21 protein-coding genes and 1 pseudogene are annotated in these 22,981 nt (G+C 52.9%); 14 read left to right on the top strand and 8 right to left on the bottom strand.

Annotation, left to right across the window (positions count from 1 at the left end):
- Nucleotides 1-43 precede the first annotated feature (43 nt).
- The gene (locus ACKQAD_RS17285; RefSeq protein WP_409161255.1) at nt 44-1,057 is read left to right on the top strand and encodes a LacI family DNA-binding transcriptional regulator; all 1,014 of its coding nucleotides are present in this window, start codon (nt 44-46) and stop codon (nt 1,055-1,057) included.
- Nucleotides 1,058-1,088: 31 nt separating this feature from the next.
- On the opposite strand, the pseudogene ACKQAD_RS17290 reads toward ACKQAD_RS17285, so the two are convergent.
- A pseudogene (locus ACKQAD_RS17290) lies at nt 1,089-1,247 on the bottom strand (DNA-binding protein); the annotation flags it as partial.
- Between the two features lie 67 nt (nt 1,248-1,314).
- Between ACKQAD_RS17290 and ACKQAD_RS17295 the strand changes: the two are divergent.
- Complete coding sequence (locus ACKQAD_RS17295) at nt 1,315-1,551, top strand: EamA family transporter (protein WP_409161256.1); 237 nt, start codon at nt 1,315-1,317, stop codon at nt 1,549-1,551.
- Between the two features lie 77 nt (nt 1,552-1,628).
- Here the strand turns inward: ACKQAD_RS17295 and lysA are convergent, their stop codons facing one another.
- The gene (lysA, locus tag ACKQAD_RS17300) at nt 1,629-2,891 is read right to left on the bottom strand and encodes a diaminopimelate decarboxylase (RefSeq protein WP_409161257.1); all 1,263 of its coding nucleotides are present in this window, start codon (nt 2,889-2,891) and stop codon (nt 1,629-1,631) included.
- Nucleotides 2,892-3,040: 149 nt separating this feature from the next.
- Between lysA and ACKQAD_RS17305 the strand changes: the two genes are divergently transcribed.
- Entirely contained in the window at nt 3,041-3,964 is a 924-nt protein-coding gene (locus tag ACKQAD_RS17305; protein WP_409161258.1) for a LysR family transcriptional regulator, read from the top strand.
- Between the two features lie 12 nt (nt 3,965-3,976).
- Here ACKQAD_RS17305 and ACKQAD_RS17310 read toward each other — a convergent pair whose 3' ends face one another.
- Nucleotides 3,977-4,897: a LysR family transcriptional regulator gene (locus ACKQAD_RS17310; RefSeq protein ID WP_409161259.1), complete on the bottom strand. Its 921-nt coding sequence runs from the start codon at nt 4,895-4,897 to the stop codon at nt 3,977-3,979.
- Nucleotides 4,898-5,004: 107 nt separating this feature from the next.
- Here ACKQAD_RS17310 and ACKQAD_RS17315 point away from each other — a divergent pair, with 107 nt between their 5' ends.
- The 5 genes from ACKQAD_RS17315 to pspG all read left to right on the top strand — a co-directional run bounded on the left by ACKQAD_RS17315 (nt 5,005) and on the right by pspG (nt 9,041).
- The gene (locus ACKQAD_RS17315) at nt 5,005-5,886 is read left to right on the top strand and encodes an MBL fold metallo-hydrolase (RefSeq protein WP_409161260.1); all 882 of its coding nucleotides are present in this window, start codon (nt 5,005-5,007) and stop codon (nt 5,884-5,886) included.
- A complete protein-coding gene (locus ACKQAD_RS17320; RefSeq protein ID WP_409161261.1) occupies nt 5,874-6,530 on the top strand; it encodes a DsbA family protein in 657 nt (218 codons plus the stop codon). Before ACKQAD_RS17315 ends, ACKQAD_RS17320 begins: the two co-directional genes overlap by 13 nt.
- 216 nt (nt 6,531-6,746) lie before the next feature.
- Nucleotides 6,747-7,040 carry a DUF7677 family protein gene (locus tag ACKQAD_RS17325; RefSeq protein WP_261847005.1) on the top strand — a complete coding sequence of 98 codons (294 nt, stop codon included), beginning with the start codon at nt 6,747-6,749 and terminating at the stop codon, nt 7,038-7,040.
- A 521-nt stretch (nt 7,041-7,561) separates the two neighbouring features.
- On the top strand, nt 7,562-8,584 hold the full coding sequence (gene dusA, locus ACKQAD_RS17330) for a tRNA dihydrouridine(20/20a) synthase DusA (protein WP_409161262.1): 1,023 nt from the start codon (nt 7,562-7,564) through the stop codon (nt 8,582-8,584).
- A gap of 184 nt (nt 8,585-8,768) precedes the next feature.
- Nucleotides 8,769-9,041 carry an envelope stress response protein PspG gene (gene pspG, locus ACKQAD_RS17335; protein WP_409161263.1) on the top strand — a complete coding sequence of 91 codons (273 nt, stop codon included), beginning with the start codon at nt 8,769-8,771 and terminating at the stop codon, nt 9,039-9,041.
- 439 nt (nt 9,042-9,480) lie between these two features.
- Here the strand turns inward: pspG and ACKQAD_RS17340 are convergent, their stop codons facing one another.
- Together ACKQAD_RS17340 and ACKQAD_RS17345 are read right to left on the bottom strand one after the other, a co-directional pair.
- The gene (locus ACKQAD_RS17340; protein WP_409161264.1) at nt 9,481-10,869 is read right to left on the bottom strand and encodes a cytochrome P450; all 1,389 of its coding nucleotides are present in this window, start codon (nt 10,867-10,869) and stop codon (nt 9,481-9,483) included.
- A 381-nt stretch (nt 10,870-11,250) separates the two neighbouring features.
- Nucleotides 11,251-12,237: a quinone oxidoreductase gene (locus ACKQAD_RS17345; RefSeq protein ID WP_409161265.1), complete on the bottom strand. Its 987-nt coding sequence runs from the start codon at nt 12,235-12,237 to the stop codon at nt 11,251-11,253.
- A gap of 247 nt (nt 12,238-12,484) precedes the next feature.
- Between ACKQAD_RS17345 and dnaB the strand changes: the two genes are divergently transcribed.
- Together dnaB and alr are read left to right on the top strand one after the other, a co-directional pair.
- Complete coding sequence (gene dnaB / locus ACKQAD_RS17350) at nt 12,485-13,891, top strand: replicative DNA helicase (protein WP_010279223.1); 1,407 nt, start codon at nt 12,485-12,487, stop codon at nt 13,889-13,891.
- Nucleotides 13,892-13,932: 41 nt separating this feature from the next.
- Nucleotides 13,933-15,015, top strand: coding sequence for an alanine racemase (alr, locus tag ACKQAD_RS17355; protein WP_409161266.1), 1,083 nt, complete (start codon nt 13,933-13,935; stop codon nt 15,013-15,015).
- 210 nt (nt 15,016-15,225) lie between these two features.
- Here alr and ACKQAD_RS17360 read toward each other — a convergent pair whose 3' ends face one another.
- Together ACKQAD_RS17360 and ACKQAD_RS17365 are read right to left on the bottom strand one after the other, a co-directional pair.
- A complete protein-coding gene (locus tag ACKQAD_RS17360) occupies nt 15,226-15,987 on the bottom strand; it encodes a transporter substrate-binding domain-containing protein (protein ID WP_409161267.1) in 762 nt (253 codons plus the stop codon).
- A gap of 40 nt (nt 15,988-16,027) precedes the next feature.
- The gene (locus ACKQAD_RS17365) at nt 16,028-17,413 is read right to left on the bottom strand and encodes an amino acid permease (RefSeq protein WP_409161268.1); all 1,386 of its coding nucleotides are present in this window, start codon (nt 17,411-17,413) and stop codon (nt 16,028-16,030) included.
- A gap of 363 nt (nt 17,414-17,776) precedes the next feature.
- Here ACKQAD_RS17365 and ACKQAD_RS17370 point away from each other — a divergent pair, with 363 nt between their 5' ends.
- From ACKQAD_RS17370 to ACKQAD_RS17385, 4 genes are all read left to right on the top strand, one after another.
- On the top strand, nt 17,777-18,256 hold the full coding sequence (locus tag ACKQAD_RS17370) for an Lrp/AsnC family transcriptional regulator (protein WP_180741597.1): 480 nt from the start codon (nt 17,777-17,779) through the stop codon (nt 18,254-18,256).
- A gap of 250 nt (nt 18,257-18,506) precedes the next feature.
- Complete coding sequence (locus tag ACKQAD_RS17375) at nt 18,507-19,121, top strand: YitT family protein (RefSeq protein WP_409161269.1); 615 nt, start codon at nt 18,507-18,509, stop codon at nt 19,119-19,121.
- A 65-nt stretch (nt 19,122-19,186) separates the two neighbouring features.
- A complete protein-coding gene (locus ACKQAD_RS17380; RefSeq protein ID WP_409161270.1) occupies nt 19,187-20,380 on the top strand; it encodes an amino acid aminotransferase in 1,194 nt (397 codons plus the stop codon).
- A gap of 83 nt (nt 20,381-20,463) precedes the next feature.
- The gene (locus tag ACKQAD_RS17385) at nt 20,464-20,964 is read left to right on the top strand and encodes a M48 family metallopeptidase (RefSeq protein WP_409161271.1); all 501 of its coding nucleotides are present in this window, start codon (nt 20,464-20,466) and stop codon (nt 20,962-20,964) included.
- 20 nt (nt 20,965-20,984) lie between these two features.
- Here the strand turns inward: ACKQAD_RS17385 and ACKQAD_RS17390 are convergent, their stop codons facing one another.
- Entirely contained in the window at nt 20,985-22,640 is a 1,656-nt protein-coding gene (locus tag ACKQAD_RS17390; RefSeq protein WP_409161272.1) for an ABC1 kinase family protein, read from the bottom strand.
- Nucleotides 22,641-22,981: the final 341 nt, after the last annotated feature.

A 22,981-nucleotide genomic window follows, 5' to 3' on the forward strand; every position in this document is an offset into this window, starting at 1 on the left:
TAGGCGTTTTCAGCCCGTCATCATACTCAATTAAGGTGCAGCCATGAAAACCATGCTGGAAGTGGCGAAACGTGCAGGGGTCTCTAAAGCGACCGTATCCAGAGTGCTAAACGGTACCGGGCAGGTCAAACAGGCAACACGCGATGCGGTATTTCGGGCAATGGACGAGCTAGGTTACCGCCCTAATTTTTTGGCACGTTCGCTGGCTCGTCGCACCTCAAACAGTATCGGTCTTGTTATCTCCAATTTCGACGGCCCTTACTTTGGCCGCCTGCTGCGCCGTGCTACCGATATCGCAGAAAGTCACGGTAAACATCTCATCGTGACCGATGGGCACGATACGCCGGAAGATGAACAGCGTGCAGTGCAGCTTCTGTCTGACAGGCAGTGCGACGCGATTATTCTCTATACCCGCTATATGTCCGAAGCGGATCTCATGTCGCTACTCAACACGCTGACCGTTCCGATGATCGTGATGAATCGCGATCTGCCGCAGGCGCGGGAGCACTGCATTTTCTTCCGCCAGCAGCAGGCCGCGTTTGACGTGGTGAATTACCTGATTGAACAGGGTCACCGCGAAATCGCCTGCATCACCGCACCGATGCAAACGCCGACGGCACAGGCACGGCTCGCAGGCTATCAGCAGGCTTTAGCTGCCCATCAGATCGCGTTTGAACCACAACGGGTGGCGTATGGAAGCAGTATGGTGGCTAGTGGCTATCAGGCTGCACGGCAGTTGCTGAACAGCGGCATGAGCTTTAGCGCGCTGTTTGCCAGCAACGATCACATGGCCATTGGCGCGATGAAAGCGCTGTACGAGGCGGGGAAAAAATTACCGCAAGATGTCTCCGTCTTCGGCTTTGACGATGAGCCCTGTGCAACCTACCTGCACCCTTCACTTTCCACCGTCTACATGCCGATTGAAGCAATGGCCGCCACCGCGATTACGCAAGTATTGGATCTGATCGCAGGCAAAGACGTCAAACCACTGCAACCCTTCACCGGCGAACTGAAACTGCGCGAATCGGTACAGAAAGGGCCGTTCTACGCTAAGTAAAACTCACAGTAAAACTGCATCCCGTGCGGACTGCCAGCCGCGTCGCGGCATAATTTGCCTGCTCCGAGTAGGTAGCCACGCCTTCGTTAGCCCGAATCACCTGCACATGCTGGCGAGACTGCCCAATCAGTTGACTCACCTGCACGTCCAGCGCCATTGCCAGCGCCCAGAGCGTTTCAAAGCTCGGGTGGCGTCGTGGTTCTTTGTCCCCTTCGCTGCGGTTCCCACCTCTGGCAGCGTCGCAATGGGCAATTCTCGTGGCTATCGGCGTGCTCCATACCGGCCTGATGTCGACACTGTTATACAGCGCGATACAGAAGATCCCGACCGCACTGGTTGGCGCACTGTCGTTTCTCTATCCCGTCATTGCGGCGCTAGTAGACTGGGCAGCCTTTGGACATAAACTGGATGGAATGCAGCTTGCAGGAGCCGTTGCGATTCTGCTGTCCGTCGCCGGGATGACGTTCGGTTGGCGCATCAGGTTCAATCGGTAAGGGGATGGCCTGCGTTATGCGTCACGTTCAGGGGAAAAGCAGGACGCCTTTCCCCCGACACAGTCAAACAATATCGATTAAAGCGCTTCCAGCGCCAGCAGCGCTTCCAGCGTCTGACGACGGCGAATCAGACGCGGTTCGCCGTTTTCAAACAGCACTTCTGGCAGTAGCGGACGGCTATTGTAGTTCGAGGACATGGATGCGCCGTACGCGCCAGTGTCATGGAAAACCAGATAGTCGCCCACCTGCGCATCCGGCAGCGGGAACGTCTCCACGCCACCGCCAGCCTGCTGGGTAAATACATCGCCAGATTCGCACAGCGGCCCGGCAATCACGCTGTCACGCAAAGTGGACTGGCTGATATCACGGCCATCGCCCGGCAGCAGAGAAACATGGTGATAGCTGCCGTACATCGCCGGACGCATCAGATCGTTAAACCCGGCATCAACCAGCACAAAGTGTCGACTTCCCATGGATTTGATCGCCCGCACTTCCGCCACCAGCACGCCGGATTCCGCGACCAGAAAACGTCCGGGTTCGATTTCCAGCGTCACCGGATGACCGAGGTACGCGGCAATTTTCTCGCGCGCCACGTTCCACAGCCCGTAATAATGTTCGGTATTAATCGCTTCCTCACCGTGGCGATACGGGATCGATAACCCGCCACCCGCTGAAATCGCTTCGAGATCCTGACCCAGTTCAATAACCTGACGCACCATCGCATCACATACCTGTTCCAGATGGCCGTAATCGACACCGGAACCAATGTGCATGTGGATCCCCACCAGCTTCAGCTGATAGCGCTCAATGTGCGCCAGCGCCAGCGGCAAATCACCGTACCAGATACCGTGCTTGCTGTTCTCGCCGCCAGTATTGGTCTTCTGGCTGTGACCATGACCAAAGCCCGGATTCACGCGCAGCCATACCGGATGCCCCGGCGACTGCTGCCCAAGCTGCTCCAGCATATCGACTGAGCCAGCATTTACAGGGATATTCAGCTCGGCAACGCGTTGCAGCGTCGGGCGATCCAGCAGATCGGCGGTAAACACGATCTCATGATCGTCCGTACCCGGCACAAACCCTGCGATCAGCGCACGCTCAATTTCCCCCAGCGAGACCGAATCCACTTTCACCCCCTGCTCACGCATCAGGCGCAAAATGTGCGTGTTGGAACACGCCTTCTGCGCGAAGCGAATGGTGTCAAACTGACGCAGTTGGGAGATGCGGTTAACGATGGTATGTGCATCATAGGCCCAAACCGGGCAACCAAAGCGGGCAGGCAGTTCACGCAAGCTTTGCGCGTTCAGGGTGTGTGTGACGTCGTTCAGATCGTGAGGCATAGCGTTACCGATTTACAGGGTTAAACGTGATTGGGAAACACTATAAAAATACCCCAACGGGTAAACAAATATCGTTTTAAGCATATTCTATTCATTTCTGATATGGTTTATCAGAATGATGGTTTATAAAAACGAACGGCGGAGGCGACATGGCAGCAATATCCTTACGGCACATTGAGATTTTCCATGCGGTCATGACGACCGGAAATCTGACAGAAGCGGCTGCGCTGCTGAACACCTCGCAGCCAACTGTCAGCCGCGAGCTGGCTCGTTTTGAGAAATTGATTCAGATGACGCTGTTCGAGCGGCTGCGCGGCAGGCTTTACCCCACCGCACAGGGGCTACAACTGTTTGAAGAAGTGCAACGCTCATATTATGGGCTGGATAGGATTATCAACGCCGCCAACGATATTCGCCGTTTTCAGCAGGCGCAGCTTTCCGTTGCCTGTCTGCCCGTATTTTCACAGTCGCTGCTGCCGGATGTTTGCAAGCCACTGCTGGCACGTTATCCGCTACTTAATCTGCACATCATTCCGCAGGAATCGCCACTGCTGGAAGAGTGGTTGTCTGCCCAGCGCCACGATTTAGGTTTAACGGAAAACAGCCTCACGCCAGCCGGTACCGAGCGGCAAACGCTGATGTTACTCAATGAAGTGTGCGTGTTGCCTGCCGGGCATCCGCTGGCACCCAAAGCGGTGCTCACACCGCAGGATTTTGCCGATGAGCCCTTTATCAGCCTATCGAGCGCCGACAGCTATCGCCAGTTGCTGGATAAGCTGTTTCAGGAACAGGGCGTATCGCGCCGAATGGTGCTGGAAACCCACAGTGCGGCGTCGGTGTGTGCAATGGTGCGGGCGGGTGTCGGGCTGTCCATCGTCAATCCGCTCACCGCATTGGATTATGCCGCCTCCGGCGTGGTCGTGCGGCCTTTCAGCATCGACGTGCCCTTTACGGTCAGCCTGATTCGCCCGCTGCACCGCCCTGCGTCTGCGCTGGTCGATACCGTCATTGAGCAACTCAGAGACTATGCCGCGAGCATCCCTCCCCGTCTGGAACAGGTCTTGCGGCGCTAGCCTGCTGTCCAATCACTGCGCCGATGGTTGTGCCAGCGCCCGCCAACGAGGATCGTGAACAAACCAGTCCACCAGAAAATCCAGCAGGGTACGCAGCGCGGCAGGCATCTGGCGACGCGAAGTGTAAATGCCATAAATCCCCATCATCTGCGGACGGTATTCCGGCAACAGCGCCACCAGTTGTCCGCTGGCGAGGTAAGGCGTCACAGAATAGCGCGGTTGCAGCGCAATTCCCGCCCCTTCCAGCGCGCCGGCCAGCAGTACCAGCGACTCATTGCCGCTCAGGTTACCGCTAACGGGAATCGTAAACTTTTCATCATCGCGGGAAAAATGCCACAGGCTTTTGCCAAAATAGGTGTAGGTCAGGCAGTTATGAATCGAGAGATCGGTTAGCTGTCGCGGAATTCCGTGCTCATTCAGATAAGAAGGCGACGCACACAGCACTGACTCACAGCTCGCCAGTGGACGCGCGATCAGACTGGGATCCAGCTCGTTGGTAATGCGCAGCGCCAGATCGATACGTTCCTCAACCAGATTCACCGCGCGGTTATTCATTTGCAGATCGATAGCGACCCGAGGATAGTGGCGCAGGAACGCCGTGATCGCCATGCCGAGCGCCCCCTGCGCCAGCGACTGCGAACAGCTGATGCGCAGCAGGCCGCTTAACGTGGCATCGTCAGTATCGGCGTCGACGCGCATATCCGCCGTCAGCGCCAGCATCTCCCGACAGCGCGCCAACGTTTTTTCCCCCGCATCCGTCAGGCTCAGCTTACGCGTGGTGCGGTGCAATAACCGCGCCCCCGCCCATGTTTCCATCTCCGCCAGATAGCGCGTCACCATCGCCCGTGACATGTCCAGCGTATCCGCCGCCGCGATCATGCTACCGCGGTCTATAATCGTCACAAACACTTCGGCTGCCGTAATACGATCCATAAATTAGTCCGTTTTATGCAACAAACAATTGCCAGTATTGCGGTTTTTCGTACGATTAATGCAACATAACATGAACCCACTCTTTGTCATACCTGTGGAGTATCACCATGTCTAAATCTATCGCTTTTACCGTCTCTTTACTCGCTGCCTCGTTGGGGCTGGCCTCTGCTGCTAACGCCGCTGAGTTAAAAATCGACGTGTTTAACCCAGGTGAAGCCAGTGTATTCCCTGTTTCCTCTGAAATTATCAGCGGCGATAAAGAAGTCGCCCTGATCGATGCCCAGTTCCAGCGTAACGATGCTCAAACGCTGGTTGATCGCATCAAAGCCACCGGAAAAAAACTGACCACCGTTTATATCAGCCACTCCGACCCTGACTACTATTTCGGTCTGGACGTGATTAAAGCCGCGTTCCCAGAGGCTAAAATCATAGCAACCCAAGCGACCATCGACGCGATCAACGCCAGCAAAGACGGCAAAGTGGCACACTGGGGCCCGGTTCTCAAAGAAAACGCGCCGAAAGAAATCGTGGTTCCTCAAGTGCTGGAAGGCGATAGCTTTACCGTTGACGGCAAAAAACTGGAAGTGAAAGGACTGAAAGGGCCAACGCCGGATCGCACGTACGTCTGGATCCCTTCGCTGAAAGCTGTGGTCGGCGGTATTCCGGTGTCTGCCAATATTCACGTCTGGCTTGCCGATACCCAAACGCCAGAATCTCGCGTTCACTGGCGTGACACGCTGAAATCCATTGAAGCGCTGAAGCCGACCACGGTCGTGCCAGGCCACTTTATCGCACCAACGGGTTACACCTTGAAAAACGTGACCTTTACGCTGCAATATCTGGATACGGTGGAAAAAGAGCTGGCAAAATCTAAAGATTCTGCCGAATTGATCGCAGCAATGAAAAAACACTACCCGACGCTGAAAGAAGAGTCAGGTCTTGAATTGAGCGCCAATGTCCTGAAAGGTGAAATGAAATGGCCACAGTAAGACTGCATTACATTTACGATCCGTTGTGCGGCTGGTGCTACGGCGCCGCCCCACTCGCACTGGCCGCGCAGGAGATTGACGGGCTGGATCTGATCCTCCACGGCGGCGGTATGATGACCGGCAGCAATAGCCGCACCATCACCCCAGAGTGGCACGATTATGTGATCCCCCACGATCGCCGTATTGCGCAAATGACCGGGCAAACTTTCGGAGAAGCGTATTACGAAGGGCTGCTGCGCGACACCAGCGTCGTGCTGGATTCCGCGCCGCCGACGGCTGCCGTACTCGCTGCGGCAGTGATGGATGATAAAGGCATGGCGATGCTGTACCAGATCGAACAGGCACACTACGTTTCCGGGCTCCAGATTGCCGACGTCGCTGTGCTGCGTCAGTGTGCGGAAGCGATCGGCCTTGATGGCGACGCCTTCTGCACGGAATTCGCCTTTATTCAGGCAGAAGCGCTGTCAAAACATATCAGCGCCAGCCGGGCGCTACTAGCGAAAATACGTGGACAAGGCTTCCCCACGTTTGCGCTGGAAGACGCCAACGGGAATTTCCAGCAAATCCCGGCGGCAAACTACCTCGGCCAAGTAGACGCATGGCGCAAGGTGCTGACACAGATGGTCAGCCGCTCAGCAGCATAAGCGTCCTCATCAACCTTCATGGGAGCAAGCCAATGCGGCCTGCTCCTTTTTTTCGTTCGCGATGCCGTTTGTATCTCATCCCTTTAAACCGCTACAGTATCGCCTTCGTGATCAATCAGCATGCTACCGCGCTCATTCATCCATCCCGTTGAGAAGGAAGCAACATGTACGAGCGAGTTACAGCGTCAAAGCAAGCCATAATGTGGGGGGTTGGCGATGAAATTAAGCCATAGCTTTAGCAGTGCATTAAGAACGTTTGCCTATTTCATGGCCAGCGGTACCCAAAATACGCTGGAAGGCATTGATTACCTTTCACTGTACGGTGAAGAGCCCAGCGCGTTTGAACAGGTTTTTGCTATTTACGCCAATGTGTTAGAGCTGGATGAAGACGGCAACGTCTTGAACGCCAAATATGCCGAGAAACGCGCCACGGACTACTTACGACACTACTGCGACCCCAGTTTCACCGTCGAACCACCTTATGAAGACTGGGAAGTTGAGCTGCATTAATTTTCTTTCTCTGAGGATTTATTGATAAAAAAACGCCTTGACGATATGGCTGAGGCTTAGCGAAAAGTGTTTATAAAACAGGTGCCAATTCAGTTCTCCATGGGAGTGATAATACGATGGTATACGGATTTGTTACGAAGAAAGCGTTAACTGACTGGCAAAATAAACTCCTATACAATTTTGGTTCTGATTCTGTTTTGATTTGCTAATACGTTCCAAATTTGATGTTGAGCATGGAGCGAACGTCCTCTTCTTACTCATAGCCAACAGCAGAGTAAACCATGTTCGAACACAGCCAGACCAAACCTGAGACAATACCCGTAATACGTAGTTAGCAGCGTCGCAATTCCTATTTATTGCTCTCAGGTTACCGCGCATGCGGAAGGCAAGTTCCCTGATGCAGAGAGTGCAGAGTAAGATAACACTCAGTCACGATGCGCTCCCTATGCTATAGTCAGGTGCCAGCAGACGTAACCTCAGACCACACCGCCAGACACACACGAAACGATAACTAACAAACCATGACCGACGTAAAATCAGGTACACACAATACGGCATCAACCGATTCCCGCGCTTCTCATCTTAACCGCTTCTCCACCGCGCCGATGCTCGACTGGACCGATCGCCATTGCCGTTATTTTCTTCGCCAACTGACTAGCCAGACGCTGCTCTATACCGAAATGGTGACGACCGGGGCGATTCTTCATGGTAAAGGTGACTATCTGGCCTACAGCGGAGAAGAACATCCGCTGGCATTGCAGCTCGGCGGTAGCGATCCGCAAGCGCTGGCGCAGTGTGCCAAACTGGCAGAGCAGCGGGGCTATGATGAAGTTAACCTGAACGTCGGCTGCCCGTCTGACCGCGTACAGAATGGGCGTTTCGGTGCCTGCCTGATGGGCGAGGCCGCACTGGTGGCGGACTGTATCAAGGCGATGAAAGACAGCACGTCAATCCCGATTACGGTAAAAACCCGCATAGGCATTGACGATCAAGACAGCTATGCATTCCTGTGCGACTTTATTCAAACCGTTTCCGAGCGCGGCGAGTGTGAGACGTTTATCGTCCACGCACGCAAAGCCTGGCTATCGGGTCTTAGCCCGAAAGAGAATCGGGAAATTCCACCGCTGGATTATCCGCGCGTTTACCAGCTCAAGCGCGATTTCCCCGCGCTCACCCTCGCCATCAACGGAGGCGTCAAAACGCTGGAAGAAGTCAAAACGCATTTACAGCATCTGGACGGCGTGATGATGGGCCGTGAGGCTTACCAAAATCCCGGTATTCTGGCGCAAGTTGACCGCGAGCTGTTTGGTATCGATGCCGCCATGCCGGATCTCGCTGGCGTGGTGCGGGCCATGTATCCCTATATCGAGCGAGAGCTCTCTGGCGGCGCGTCATTAGGCCACATCACGCGCCACATGCTCGGCATGTTTCAGGGCATCCCCGGCGCACGTCAATGGCGACGCTATCTAAGCGAAAACGCCCACAAACCTGGTGCCGACGCTGCGGTGGTAGAGCGAGCACTGGCGCTGGTTAATCTGGTTTAAAAAACACTAATAGTTAGTATTTTTCATCAACAGTCTTTCATTTTTCTTCCTAGAGTCGCTGGTAAATCAATCACTTACCAGCGTCACATCTTGGCACGATTTTTGTTATAGCTTATGTAGCACGCAGAACCATCTTTTTCTCTTCCCTGCGTAAGATGAGGTTTAACCGCTACAGGAGCGCACTATGTTGGAAATTTTCTTCGTTATTGGCTTTTTTATCATGCTGATGTTGACGGGCGTGTCACTGCTGGGCGTGATTGCGGCACTGTTTGTAGCGTCCCTTTTTATGCTGATTGGCGGATTATTTAGCATAGCGATAAAGGTGCTACCGTGGCTGATTTTGGCCGTCATGGCCGTGTGGCTGTGGCGCAAATTTAGCGGGCGGCCTGTCTACAACTCACACCGCTATACCTATCGCAAATACACTTATCGCCAGCGCAACGGGAATGAGTGGTAATGCTAAGAAAGAGAAAAATCTGAATTACGCGCGAAAATAACGGGTAAGGCCGTGTTTCACACCAACTTAATACGGCTTGTTTTAATACGAGCTGCTTTAGTACAAAAGTGTGCGCCAGCAGATATTTTTTCTCTGATGTGGCTGCTAGGATGACGCCACAGTTTGACACCTGATTGTCGTTTAAAAGGTGAACAAACACGGTGGTACATCAGCCACACGATTTCATCGTCGTCAGGGAAATAATAGCCGCACAGCGGCACTTTCGTGACGATCACCACGCTGTACCCTACATACAGTCGGATGAAATTAGCGTAACGGCCAAGGCCTCTCTGGCAATGATACCCACTTGTGAAGAGTCGGTATTATTGCCAGACTCCGTCACTTAGCAACCGTCCTCCCGAACCTCAGCACGTCCACTCACGCTCCACATCCAGCCTTGCTATTGCAACGGCTCGCGCTTGTGTAGCTTCACGCGAAAGCCGGATGGCGACATCGTAAAAGCAAAGCTCTCGGTGACAGCCGATGCAGGCTGCTGCGCCTCAACGTGGAACCCACTACACAACGCGTGAAACCCCAGTTTAATTTCCATTAATGCCAGCGAACGTCCGGGGCACATACGTGGCCCACCGCCGAAAGGTTGAAGATCGGAAAAAGAGGCCTTTCCGCGTTCAAGCCACCGCTCAGGCATGAAATCATCGGACTGCTGAAATAACGCGTCGTCAAACCCGCTCGCATTCAGCATCAGCAATACCGGCGTGCCCTTTTTGATGAAGAAATCATCAATAATAGTGTTCTTCGTTGGCTCAAGATACAACAGAGGCGCAACGGGTTTGAGTCGCATTGATTCATACATCACTGCGGTGAGCCAAGGCAGTCGAGGAAGCGGCCACGGGAGGATAGCTCCGGCACCATCAGTCGCCTCTTTACACTCCTGAAAAACGCACTCTTCTACCGAAGGCGACGAGCAAAGCTGGAAACTCATCCAGGCAAGCGTATTCGCCGTTGTGTCTTCCCCTGCGAGCAGAAGCGTAATCGCATTGGCTACAATGTCGTCGTCTTTCAGCGTCCCATCTTTTTTCTGCTCAGCGAGCATCACCTGCAGCATATTTTCAGGCGTTTTCATTAACTGTGGATTTAACCGGATGCGTTTCCGCTGGTGATAAATAAATCCATCAACGTATTCACGAATCAAGCTCAGGCTTGCATCGAACTGCTTATCTTGATCTCTCCTGAGATACCGCCATAAAGGAAACAAAGAACTGCTGCGGGCATTAATCATGGGAAAGAGATGGCGTAAACTTTGCGATAGCGGATTCTCCCCCTGTTCGAGGGTATTAACATCTTCGCCAAAAGCCAGTAATGACGTGATATCAACCGTATAGCGCTTGAATTCCTCCACCAGGGCAACGGTCTCCCCTGTTTCAGCCAGCATCGTGAAACGGTCAGATAGTCGGGAGGTCACTTTTCTAAGACTGGGATAGAAATACTTCAGATGGGCGGGCTGAAACATCGGCTCCGTCAGTCTGCGCTGATTCTCCCAGCGTTTCCCTTCCGATGAGAAAACCCCGTTCAACCCGGCTTCCTGAAATACGGACTCAATGCTGCTGATTCGCCGAAATTCGTCGGGGCGGGATTTCATAATGGTACGTATACATTCCGCGTCGGCAATGACTATCGCTGACGTGAACCCCAACCTTAAGCGATAAAAGCGGCCATACTGCGCTTTCCATCGCAGCATTTGGAGATGAACATCGCTTCGTTTTAGGCAATCAACATGCCCAAGAATACTTCGGGTTGGGGGCATCGGCAGGCGTTTGATGGATCTCATACTCACATCCTTCTTTAGTGTGTTCAAAATCAGGCGAGGAGTCGCCTGTGAAAACAACCATCGAGATAGCGAAGAGGTAAAGAGAGAACCATGTTGGAAAAAATGCCGTGGAACCTATGCTCACAGCCAAACGCGATATGCACGTTCGACTCTGCCTATTGGGATTAATGTACGGTCGCAGGCAACGAGCAAGGCACAAAATCTGAATGACCGTCTTAATCTATTTTCGTCAAATCCTACAGAAGGGTGTCTAAAAAACAAACAACCCATTTTGGTTTTTTTGTTAAGAAGTAATACCGTGGGCAGCCCTTTATCCAGTATGGAAAAAGCGGGCCGGAGAAGCGAGGTTATCGCCAGACGTGCGATAACCTCGTTGAGCGATTAGCCCGGAATCAACAGGCAGGAACCTTGCGTACTGCGGCTTTCCAGCGCCCGGTGGGCGGCTTGCGCCTCCGCCAGTGCGAATTTCTGGTTCTGCGGCACGTCCACCCTAATCGCCCCGCTGGCGAGCAGTGAAAAGAGTTCATGACTCGCCTGTTCCAGTTCGGCACGGTTCGTCACGTAGCCAAATAGCGACGGACGCGTAACGTACAGCGAGCCTTTCTGGTTCAGAATCCCCAGATTGACGCCAGTGACCGGCCCGGACGCATTGCCGAAGCTGACCATCAATCCGCGACGACGCAGGCTATCGAGCGAGGCTTCCCAGGTATCTTTCCCGACCGAGTCATACACAACGTTCACTTTCTGCCCCTCGGTCAGTTCCGTGACGCGCTGTGCAATATTCTCGGTACAGTAATTGATGGTCGCCCAGGCGCCCGCCTGTTTTGCCCGCTCCGCTTTCTCATCGGACCCCACCGTCCCGATCAGTTTCGCCCCCAGCGCCTTCGCCCACTGGCAGGCGATCAGCCCAACGCCTCCCGCCGCGGCATGGAACAGGAAAACATCATTGGGCTTGATTTCATACGTCTGGCGCAGCAGGTAGTAAACCGTCAGCCCTTTCAGGAAAGAGGCCGCCGCCTGATCAAAGCTGATGGCGTCCGGTAGCAGCGCAACGTTCTCCGCCACCACGTTATGCACTTCGCTATACGCGCCCAGCCCGGATTGCGCATACACAACGCGATCGCCCACTTTCAGCGCACTCACCCCCGCTCCGACTTTCGTCACAACGCCCGCCGCTTCGGTTCCCAACCCAGAAGGTAAATCAGGCACCGGATACAGACCACTGCGAATATAGGTATCAATAAAATTAATGCCGATGGCGCGGTTCTCAACCTGAACTTCTCCCGCTGCGGGTTCAGCAGGCGTGAAATCCACGTATTGCAGAACCTCTGGGCCACCATAAGCTCGGAACTGAACGCGTTTTGCCATGTTATCTCCTTAATCGTGACAGATTCGTTGTTTCTCTATAATACGTATACCCTAAATAATTCGAGTTTCAGGCAGGCGGCAAGCGAAGGAGTCCGATGAGCTTACTTGAGTAAGTGATTCGGGCGACTGAACGTAGCCAACGCACATGCAACTTGAAGTATGACGGGTATATTGTGTTATTTCGGACGTGTGGCATATACAATGCCCCCTAATCCAATGGCAAATCAACCGGTAAAGAACCCGTTTCATGGCAGAGAAAAGACCCACCAATAAATCGAATGAACCCCGTGACCGCCAGATGGAAGGTCTGAAACTTCCGCCACATTCGCTGGAAGCGGAACAATCGGTATTGGGTGGCCTGATGCTCGACAATGAACGCTGGGACAATGTCGCCGAGCGTGTTGTCGCGAACGACTTCTATAACCGCGCGCATCGCCTGATTTTCACTGAGATGCAGCGCCTGCTCGAAATGAGCAAACCGATCGACCTGATTACGCTGTCAGAATCGCTTGAGCTGCAAGGTTCACTGGAGTCCGCCGGTGGCTTCGCCTATCTGGCCGAATTGGCAAAGAACACCCCGAGCGCTGCTAACATCGGTGCCTATGCCGACATCGTGCGCGAGCGCGCTGTGGTGCGTGAAATGATCTCCGTCGCCAATGAGATCGCCGATGCCGGTTACGATCCACAGGGCCGCAGTAGTGAAGATCTGCTCGATCTGGCGGAATCCCGCGTGTTCCAGATCGCCGAAAACCGCGCCAGCAAAGACGAAGGCCCGAAAAGCATTGACCGTATTCTGGAAGACACCGTTTCCCGAATCGAACAACTGTATCAGCGCCCGCACGACGGCGTAACCGGTGTCTCTACCGGCTATCAGGATCTGGATAAAAAGACCGCAGGCTTGCAGAAATCTGACCTGATCATCGTCGCCGCGCGCCCCTCGATGGGGAAAACTACCTTCGCCATGAACCTGTGCGAAAACGCCGCGATGATGCAGGACAAACCGGTACTGATCTTTAGTCTGGAGATGCCCGGCGAACAGATCATGATGCGTATGCTCGCGTCGCTGTCCCGCGTGGATCAAACCCGCATCCGTACCGGTCAGTTGGATGACGAAGACTGGGCGCGTATTTCCAGCACCATGGGTATTTTGCTGGAAAAGCGCAACATGTATATCGATGACTCCTCCGGCCTGACGCCAACCGAAGTGCGTTCCCGCGCCCGCCGCGTGTTCCGCGAACATGACGGCCTGAGCCTGATCATGATCGACTACCTGCAATTGATGCGCGTGCCGTCGTTGTCCGACAACCGTACGCTGGAAATTGCCGAAATATCTCGCTCGCTCAAAGCGTTGGCAAAAGAATTGCAGGTTCCGGTCGTCGCCCTGTCGCAGCTTAACCGGAGTCTGGAACAGCGCGCCGATAAGCGCCCGGTTAACTCGGATCTGCGTGAATCTGGCTCCATCGAGCAGGATGCCGATCTGATTATGTTTATCTATCGTGATGAGGTTTATCACGAAAACAGCGATCTGAAAGGCATCGCTGAAATCATTCTGGGGAAACAGCGTAACGGCCCGATTGGTTCCGTTCGTTTGACCTTTAACGGGCAGTGGTCGCGCTTTGATAACTATGCCGGCCCACAATATGACGATGAATAACGCAGCGCTCAGCAATGACAACACTGCTCTAAGGAACAAGAATGAAAACGGCAACGGCCGTCATTAACCGGCGTGCTTTGCGCCACAACCTGCAACGTATCCGCCAGCTCGCGCCTGGCAGCCAGGTCGTTGCCATCATGAAAGCCAACGCCTACGGCCACGGCATGATCGAAGCTGCCCATACCTTTTGCGACGCTGACTGCTACGGCGTCGCACGGCTCTCCGAAGCGCTGGCGCTACGCGCTGCCGGCATCACCAAGCCCATCGTCCTGCTGGAAGGTTTTTTCTCCGCCGACGACCTCCCGCTTCTGGCGGAGCACCAGCTAGAAACCGCCGTTCACAGCCCCGAACAGCTTGCCGCGCTGGAGCAGGCCACGCTGCCACAGCCGCTACGCGTGTGGATGAAGCTCGATACCGGTATGCATCGTCTTGGCGTTCTGCCGGAAAGCGCCGATGCGTTTTGGCAGCGCCTGACCGCATGCCGCAATGTGGTTCAGCCAGTCAATATCATGAGTCACTTTTGCCGCGCCGATGAACCCGAAGCGGGAACCACTGAACGCCAACTGGCCTACTTTGATGCCTTTACCCAAGGCAAGCCCGGCGCACAGTCCATCGCCGCCTCTGGCGGTGTTCTGCTGTGGCCGCAGTCGCATCGCGATCGCGTCCGTCCCGGTATCATTCTCTATGGCGTGTCACCGCTGGATAACGAGGATGCCGCACATTTCGGCTTCCAGCCTGCCATGACCTTTACCTCTCATCTGATCGCCGTTCGCGAACACCACGCGGGTGAAGCAGTCGGTTACGGCGGCACCTGGACCAGCCCACGCGATACCCGCCTGGGCGTGGTGGCCGTCGGCTACGGTGATGGCTATCCGCGTTGTGCGCCAGCCGGTACCCCCGTGTTTATCAATGGCCGTGAAGTCCCGCTTTCTGGTCGCGTCTCGATGGATATGATCACGGTGGATTTAGGGCCAGATGCGCAGGATAAGGTCGGTGATGAAGTGATCCTCTGGGGGCCAACGCTTCCCGTTGAACGCATTGCCGCACACACGGGCGCCAGTGCCTACGAACTGATCACGCGCTTAACACAGCGTACCATGTTGGAATACGTCGATAGTGAGTAAAAATGGACTGGCTGGTTTTTATCGGCAAGCCCATGGCTTGCCGACTTTCAGATAGGTTATCTACTATGCGGCAAGCTGAGCAGTTAAGTGTCTGTCTGGGAGACAATGACGAACGGATCATCATTGCTGAATAAACCTCATGCCGCGCATTTAGCGCGGCAGAACGGCGCCAGCATTCACTACCGCCGTTCACTGGCGAGATATCGCCTCTTACGGTGCCACCGCCAACCACTCACCGACGATCTTTTGATATTCTCCCGTCGCTTTGGTCAGATGTAGCCACTGATCGACATAAAATTTCCAGCTCATATCATCACGAGGCAGCATGTAGGCTTTTTCACCGTATTGCAGCGGCTGAGCAGGGTTAACCGCACACAGTTCAGGATGCTGCTTCTGCTGAAATAAAGCCTCGGACGCCTCTGTGATCATCACATCCGCTTTTTTGTCCACCAGTTGCTGAAAAATCGTCACGTTGTCATGCAGTGTTAATGTGGCTTGCGGTAAAAAAGCATGGGCAAAAGCCTCATTGGTGCCACCTGCGGGCTCGATTAATCGCACTGTTTGGCGATTGAGTTGATCGATAGTTTGGTAACGTTCCTTGTTCTCACAGCGAACCAGCGGTATCTTGCCGTCCACATCTAACGGTTGGGTAAAGAACACATTCTTTTGTCGCTGTAAGGTAACGGAAATTCCCCCCATCGCGATATCACATTTCCCCGCCTGAAAGTCCGTCATCAGCGTTTTCCAGGTGGTTTGTACCCAGTTAAGTTTTACGCCCAAACTTTTTGCCAGTGACTCTGCCATGGAGATATCAATACCTTCATAGCCACTGTCTGAGCGTAAGAACGAATAGGGTTTGTAATCCCCCGTCGTACAGACAGTTAACACCCCTTGCTGCTGAACGGAATCCAGATGCGACTGAGCATTCGCTCCCCCTGCGACCAGTAATAACGCCAACCAACTCTTTTTCATTACGTTCCCCTGTCAATGTATACCGATAAAACACCTGATATTAGGTATCTGCTTTTATTAGCGGCGAATTCGACGCACTACCTTTCTTTTTCATTCTATAACTCACGCCCAGCGCCAGCAGCCAAAAGGGGATCAGTAGCACCGAAATCTGGATACCCGGTGTCATCGCCATAATGACCAGAATCCCCGCCAGAAACAGCAGGCAAATGACGTTCGTCACGGGGTAGCCCAGACTTTTAAAGCGCGTTTCCTGCTGTGCCTGCTTTTTCGCGGCACGGAACTTCAGGTGAGTAATGCAAATCATCGCCCAGTTGATAACCAGAGCAGACACCACCAATGCCATCAGCAGCTCAAAGGCTTTACCCGGCATCAGGTAGTTAATGAGCACACATCCTGCCGTCGCTAAAGCGGAGACGCCAAGCGCCGCCAGAGGGATACCGCGCTGATTGACCTTCAACAGCGCACGCGGGGCGTTACCTTGCTTAGCCAACCCGAACAACATGCGGCTATTGCAGTACACACAGCTGTTATAAACAGATAACGCAGCAGACAGCACCACCAGATTCAGCACGGTCGCGACAACGTTGCTATCCAACGCATGAAAAATCATGACAAATGGACTCCCCCCCTCAACCACTTTCCCCCACGGGTACAGCGATAACAGCACCGCCAGCGCGCCCACATAAAACAGCAGAATGCGGTAAATAACCTGATTCGTCGCACGCGGAATGCTGTTTTGCGGATCGTCCGCCTCAGCGGCAGTGATCCCAACCAGTTCCAGCCCACCGAAAGAGAACATGATCACTGCCATCGCCATCACCATGCCACTCACACCGTTCGGAAAGAAGCCTCCGTGTTGCCACAGATTCGCCACGCTAGCGTCTGGGCCACCCGCGCCGCTGAACAGCAAATAGCCTCCAAAAGCGATCATTCCCATGATCGCCGCCACCTTTATGATCGAAAACCAGAATTCCATTTCGCCATATACCTTAACGCTAGTCAGGTTGATCGCATTGATCAGCACGAAAAATATCCCCGCAGAGACCCAGGTTGGTACATCCGGCCACCAATATTGGATATAAATCCCGACGGCCGTTAATTCAGCCATACTTACCAGGACATACAGCACCCAATAGTTCCAGCCGGACATAAATCCGGCAAAATTCCCCCAGTACTTATACGCAAAGTGGCTAAATGAGCCAGCAACAGGTTCCTCAACAACCATCTCACCCAGTTGCCGCATAATAAAAAATGCAATCACACCCGCAATCGCATAACCCAGTAGCACCGACGGCCCAGCCATTTTGATCGTCTGCGCGATCCCTAGAAATAGCCCGGTTCCGACTGCGCCCCCCAGTGCGATCAGTTGAATGTGGCGATTCTTCAGCCCTCTTTTCAACTGCCCTTCTGCCTGTTCTGTATCCATGATTTTCCCCGTCAGCAATAAAATTCGAACCGAGAGGGTTTAGCAACTATCAGGCCAGATAACCGTCCTCAGTCTGTAGACAGGCTCATGATTACTAGTAACACAATGAAAATTTTCATAATTTATTTATAGCAATAAATTCACACATCACGCATAAAACCCAAAAAACCACACGATTAGTGCAAATAAAAGGCAATTTAGCGCACAATCGCGCTACTCATCCCTCTTAGGTGCATGAACATGACCTATCATGGTGCACACGGATGGAAAGGCGACTTGCTACGATAAAAAACTCATAGGCAACGCGGCCTAAAAAGCTGGTAGTCTGTTTGGCTCACTATCTGACACGGTTTAGGGAACGCGATGTACACCATTGATGATTTCGATCTGAAAATCCTGACGCTGCTACAGACCAACGGCCGCCTGACCAATCAGGAACTCAGCGAGCTGGTCGGGCTTTCTGCCTCGCAATGCTCCCGCCGCCGCATCGCGCTGGAACAGGCGCAGTTAATTCTCGGCTATCATGCTCGCCTGTCACCGAACGCGGTCGGGCTGGAATGCCTGGGGTTGATTGAAGTGCGGTTAATCAATCACACCAGCGAATACGTGGAACGTTTTCATCAGATGCTGGGAGAAGTGGATGCCATTATCGACGCCTATAAAACCACGGGCGATGCCGATTACTTGTTAAAAGTCGCCGTGGCGGATCTGCCAGGGCTCAGCACGCTGATTAGCCAGATTCTCTCGCAGAACAAGAGCGTTGCGCACCTGAAAACCTCAGTGGTGTTAAACCGTCTCAAAGAAAACGGTTTGATGATGCCAGAACTGCCTGCGTTGCCCTGAATTGGGGCAACCGCCTCTATCCAGTGCAAAGAAACGAATGATTTACGCAAAAATACAAAAAAAACGCACAAATCAATCAAATAAAGAATAAAAATTGCATGAATAACGCATCTCTTTCATTCATATAATTCAATACGTTACCCTTATCATAGAGGATATGATGCGCATGAATGCGGCTAAACCGCATTATCTGGTGTGATTCTTGCTTTGGTAAGTGCATGTTTTTACGACAGTCTGTTGAGTGCTCACCATGGATAACGTTATTCCCACACAAAAAATATCACACACGCTACTGGAAGACATTCTGGCGATACTGATCGGCACGCTGATGGTGTCATTTGGCGTCATTCTGCTACGTCAGGCAGGCGCACTCACCGGCGGCACCGCAGGCATCGCTTTCCTTATCCACTATCTGACTAACGTCTCCTTTGGCATCGCCTTTTTCCTGCTGAACCTGCCTTTCTATTATCTGGCTTTACGCCGCATGGGGTGGGCGTTCACAGTGAAAACCTTCTGCGCCGTCGGGCTAGTTTCCCTGTTTTCCGATCTGCACCCGATGTTCATTCATTTCGATCGGCTCAACCCGTTTTACGCCACGCTGTTCGGCAATATCATCACCGGAATCGGCTTCGTTGTGCTGTTTCGCCATAAGGCCAGCCTCGGTGGTGTGAATATTCTGGCACTCTATCTTCAGGACAAATACGGCCTGCGGGCGGGAAAACTCCAGATGGGCGTTGACGTTGTGATTGTGCTGACTTCCCTGTTCGTGGTAAGCATACCGATGTTGATTGCTTCGATTCTGGGGGCAACCATTCTGAACCTGATTATCGCGATGAATCATCGCCCCGGCCGTTACGCGGCCTGATTGTCCCCCCACCATCGTCGGGGTTGCAGTACCTATAAAAATGACACACTCAGGAGAGCTACACTGTGTTTCAAAACGTTGATACCTATGCCGGAGATCCTATCCTGTCTCTGATGGAAAAATTCAAACAGGATCCAAGAGCAGATAAGATCAATTTGAGTATCGGGCTCTACTACAACGAGCAAAATATTATCCCGCAGCTGCGCTCCGTCAGTGCAGCAGAAAGCAGCCTGAAACAGCCGGCTCAGAGCGCGAGCTCTTATCTGCCGATGGAAGGGTTACAGCCTTACCGTACCGCGATCCAACACCTGCTGTTTGGTGAAAGCCACCCGGCGCTGGAAGCCGGTCGCATCGCTACTATCCAGACGCTGGGCGGTTCCGGTGCGCTGAAAGTGGGGGCGGATTTCCTGAAACGCTACTTCCCGGATTCAGAAGTGTGGGTCAGCGATCCAACATGGGAAAACCATATTGCGATTTTTGAGGGCGCGGGCTTTAACGTTCACACCTACCCGTATTTCGATGGCGAAAGCCTGGGCGTAAAATTTGACGCCATGCTTGCCACGCTGCAAACGCTGCCGACGCGCAGCATCGTGCTGCTGCACCCGTGCTGCCACAACCCGACCGGTTCAGACCTCACCACCGAACAGTGGGATCGCGTTATTGAAGTTATCATCCAGCGTGAGCTGATTCCGTTTATGGACATCGCCTATCAGGGCTTTGGCCTCGGGATCGAACAAGATGCCTATGCGATTCGCACCATTGCCAGCGCGGGCGTTCCGGCACTCATCGCCAACTCGTTCTCCAAGATTTTCTCACTGTATAGCGAGCGCGTCGGCGGCCTTTCCGTGGTGTGTGACGATGCCGACAGCGCACAGCGCGTGCTGGGTCAGTTAAAGGCGACCGTCCGCCGCAACTACTCTTCCCCTCCGAATTTCGGCGCACAGGTGGTGTCTAAAGTCCTGAACGACGCACAGTTGAATGCCGACTGGAAAGCGGAAGTCGAAGAGATGCGCACTCGCATTCTGAGCATGCGTCAGGAACTGGTTTCCGCATTGAAAAACGCGCTGCCAAACCGCAACTTTGACTACCTGCTCACTCAGCGCGGCATGTTCAGCTATACCGGTTTCAGCCCGGAGCAGGTTGATCGTCTGCGTGAAGAATTCGGCGTCTACCTGATCGCCAGCGGCCGTATGTGTATGGCGGGGCTGAATCACAGCAACGTCCAACGCGTCGCTGCGGCCTTCGCCGCGATTCAGTAAATCGTAAAATGACAACGCCACGGGGTTAACCGACTCACCGTTGTGAACTCGCCTAACTCAGTGGCTTGTGTGATAAAAATGTCATGACCCAACTACGCTACCTGAACGGCTATCCTCCAGCGATTGTTGCCCAAGTTCAAACGCTCCTCGATCAAGGCAAACTCGGGCTCTGGCTGGAAAAAAGATACCCTGACCGCCATCCGATTCAGAGTGACAAGTCGCTCTATCAGTTTGTCGCCGAGCTGAAACAGCGCTATCTGAAAAACGCCCCCGCAATATCAAAGGTGCTCTACGATAACAAACAGAATCCGATAAAAGGAACGCTGGGAACCAATACGTTTGTGGCACGCGTACAGGGAGGAAAATTAAAGTCCAATAACGAAATCCGCATAGCGACGCTATTCCGTGACGGGCCGGAAGATTTCCTGCGGATGATCGTGATACACGAACTCGCCCACCTCAAAGAAAAAGATCATAACAAAGCCTTCTACCAACTTTGTTGCCATATGGATCCTGATTATCACCAGTTAGAATTTGATATGCGAATCTGGCTGAACTGGCGAGAACAAAATCTTTGTGAGTAAACATCGCAAATTGTCGCGGTTTACCTTCCCCGCAAACGCCAGATTAACCAGGCCATACCGGCGAATACCCCGCTACCGCTAATGACTGGCAGAAGAGGAATTCCGGCTAAATGGAGATCGGTCAGGATCATCCACGCCCCCAATACTAATGCTAAAACAGCAGTAATCATCGCAATCGCCAGCGTAACCGCCGCCCTTTCCAAGGCCATCCCCAACTTATCCAAATTCGTAAGCGAGATATCGGCTTTTACCCGACCATGCTGCAAACGTTTTAGAACCAAATGTAGCGTTTGGGGTAGATCTGAGGCTGAGTGCCCCAATTGATGACCCAGTTTGATCAAACTGCGTTGACTGAAAAATGCCTTTCCCCTTTTAAACATGTGTTTACGCAGCATTGGGCGCAACGTTTTTATAATGTCAAACTCGGGGTCCAACCGCTGTAATACACCATCTGCCGTTATCAAGGCCTTAAATAATAAGACGAGGTCTGGCGGTAAAGTTAACTGGAATTCGCGTGCGGTTGTGAATATATCCGTCAGTGCTTTTCCCAACTGCAATGGGAGACATCCTTGACGATCGAGGAAAAACGCCGCCGCAAGTTCTAATTCCTCAACATCTAATTCTGATGCATGGCTCCAACCAATTAAGGCATCAACAATACCATGGCTGTCGCTTTCACTGATGGCATAAAGAAATGACAGCAATTCATTACGGCGAGCGTCACTGAGTCGCCCCACCATACCAAAATCAATAAAACCGACTTTATTCTCCGGCAAAATCATGACATTCCCAGGATGAGGGTCCGCATGATAAAAACGGTACTCAAATACCATTTTCATAAATGCCTTTGCCCCAATCTGCGCCAAATGAGGGCCATCGTACTCATTTGACCGAGCAGACCCCACGAGCGTCGGAGACACACCCTCCAGAAAATCCTGCACCAACAATGTTGAAGAACTCCAGTCTTTATAAACCATAGGAATCACAACATCGGGGTCAGTCTTGAACTGGGCTATGGCCGTTTCGTAGTTCGCCGTTTCGTAGTTCGCCGCTTCATAGCAAAAATCCAGCTCTTGCGTGAGGGCGGTATCGAGAAATAACACAAGCTGTACCGGACGAAAACGCGCTAACCGATGATTCTGTTCTTCTATCGATTCCGCCAGGAAACGTAATAACCGAAGATCTGCCCGTAATTTTTCGTCCAAACCAGGCCGTTGCACTTTGACCACGACCTCTTTACCATTTTTGAGTCGGGCGCGATGAATCTGCCCTATCGACGCGGCCGCAAGTGGCGTGGTGTCCCACCAAGAAAAAACATGCTCAAGTTCAGTCCCCAGAGAATGCCGCATAATACGTTCAACGACGTCCCAGGGAAGTGCGGTCGCACTGCTATGTAATTTGCCCAGTGCCTTCGTCCATTCAGGCCCAAGCAAATCACTACGTGAAGCTAATATTTGGCCTAATTTCACAAACGTAGGCCCTAATTCTTCAAGTGCGGCACATAAACGCTCAGGCAAGGGAATATCGGAGCGAAAAGAGGTAGATGAAGGCTTCCCCACCAGCTCAGATAAGCCAAGAAAGCGGATAATGTCCTGCGAACCATGACGAACCAAAATAGAGGATATTTCAGTAAGACGTTTTCTATCTCTGGCCGTTACAAAAATAAGTTTTAGCATGCGTTTCTCTTTCCTTTTTCTTCTCCCCTCTGAAAGTATGGTGGAAGTTTTTATTTTAGGAAAAAAATAGAACCAAAGGCTCAACAAAAAAGTGCAGTCGAACAAAGGGTTATTTCAAGCCCATTTCCAAGCTGCCTGTGCGGCAGTGAACGAAGACGAGTGTTTTATTAAAGTGTACTTCAGTTTCTAAGCTGCCTGTCCGGCAGTGAACTGGCCCTGCCAGCGGCGGCGCTGGCGTTCGACTTTCTAAGCTGCCTGTCCGGCAGTGAACATCACACGCGCTGCGTGGCTTTGTTGAATAAATCGAACTTTTGCTCAATCTCAGGATCAGATCACGCATT

The organism is Pectobacterium artocarpous (assembly GCF_046159765.1).
In the GTDB taxonomy this organism is placed as follows: Bacteria; Pseudomonadota; Gammaproteobacteria; order Enterobacterales; family Enterobacteriaceae; genus Pectobacterium.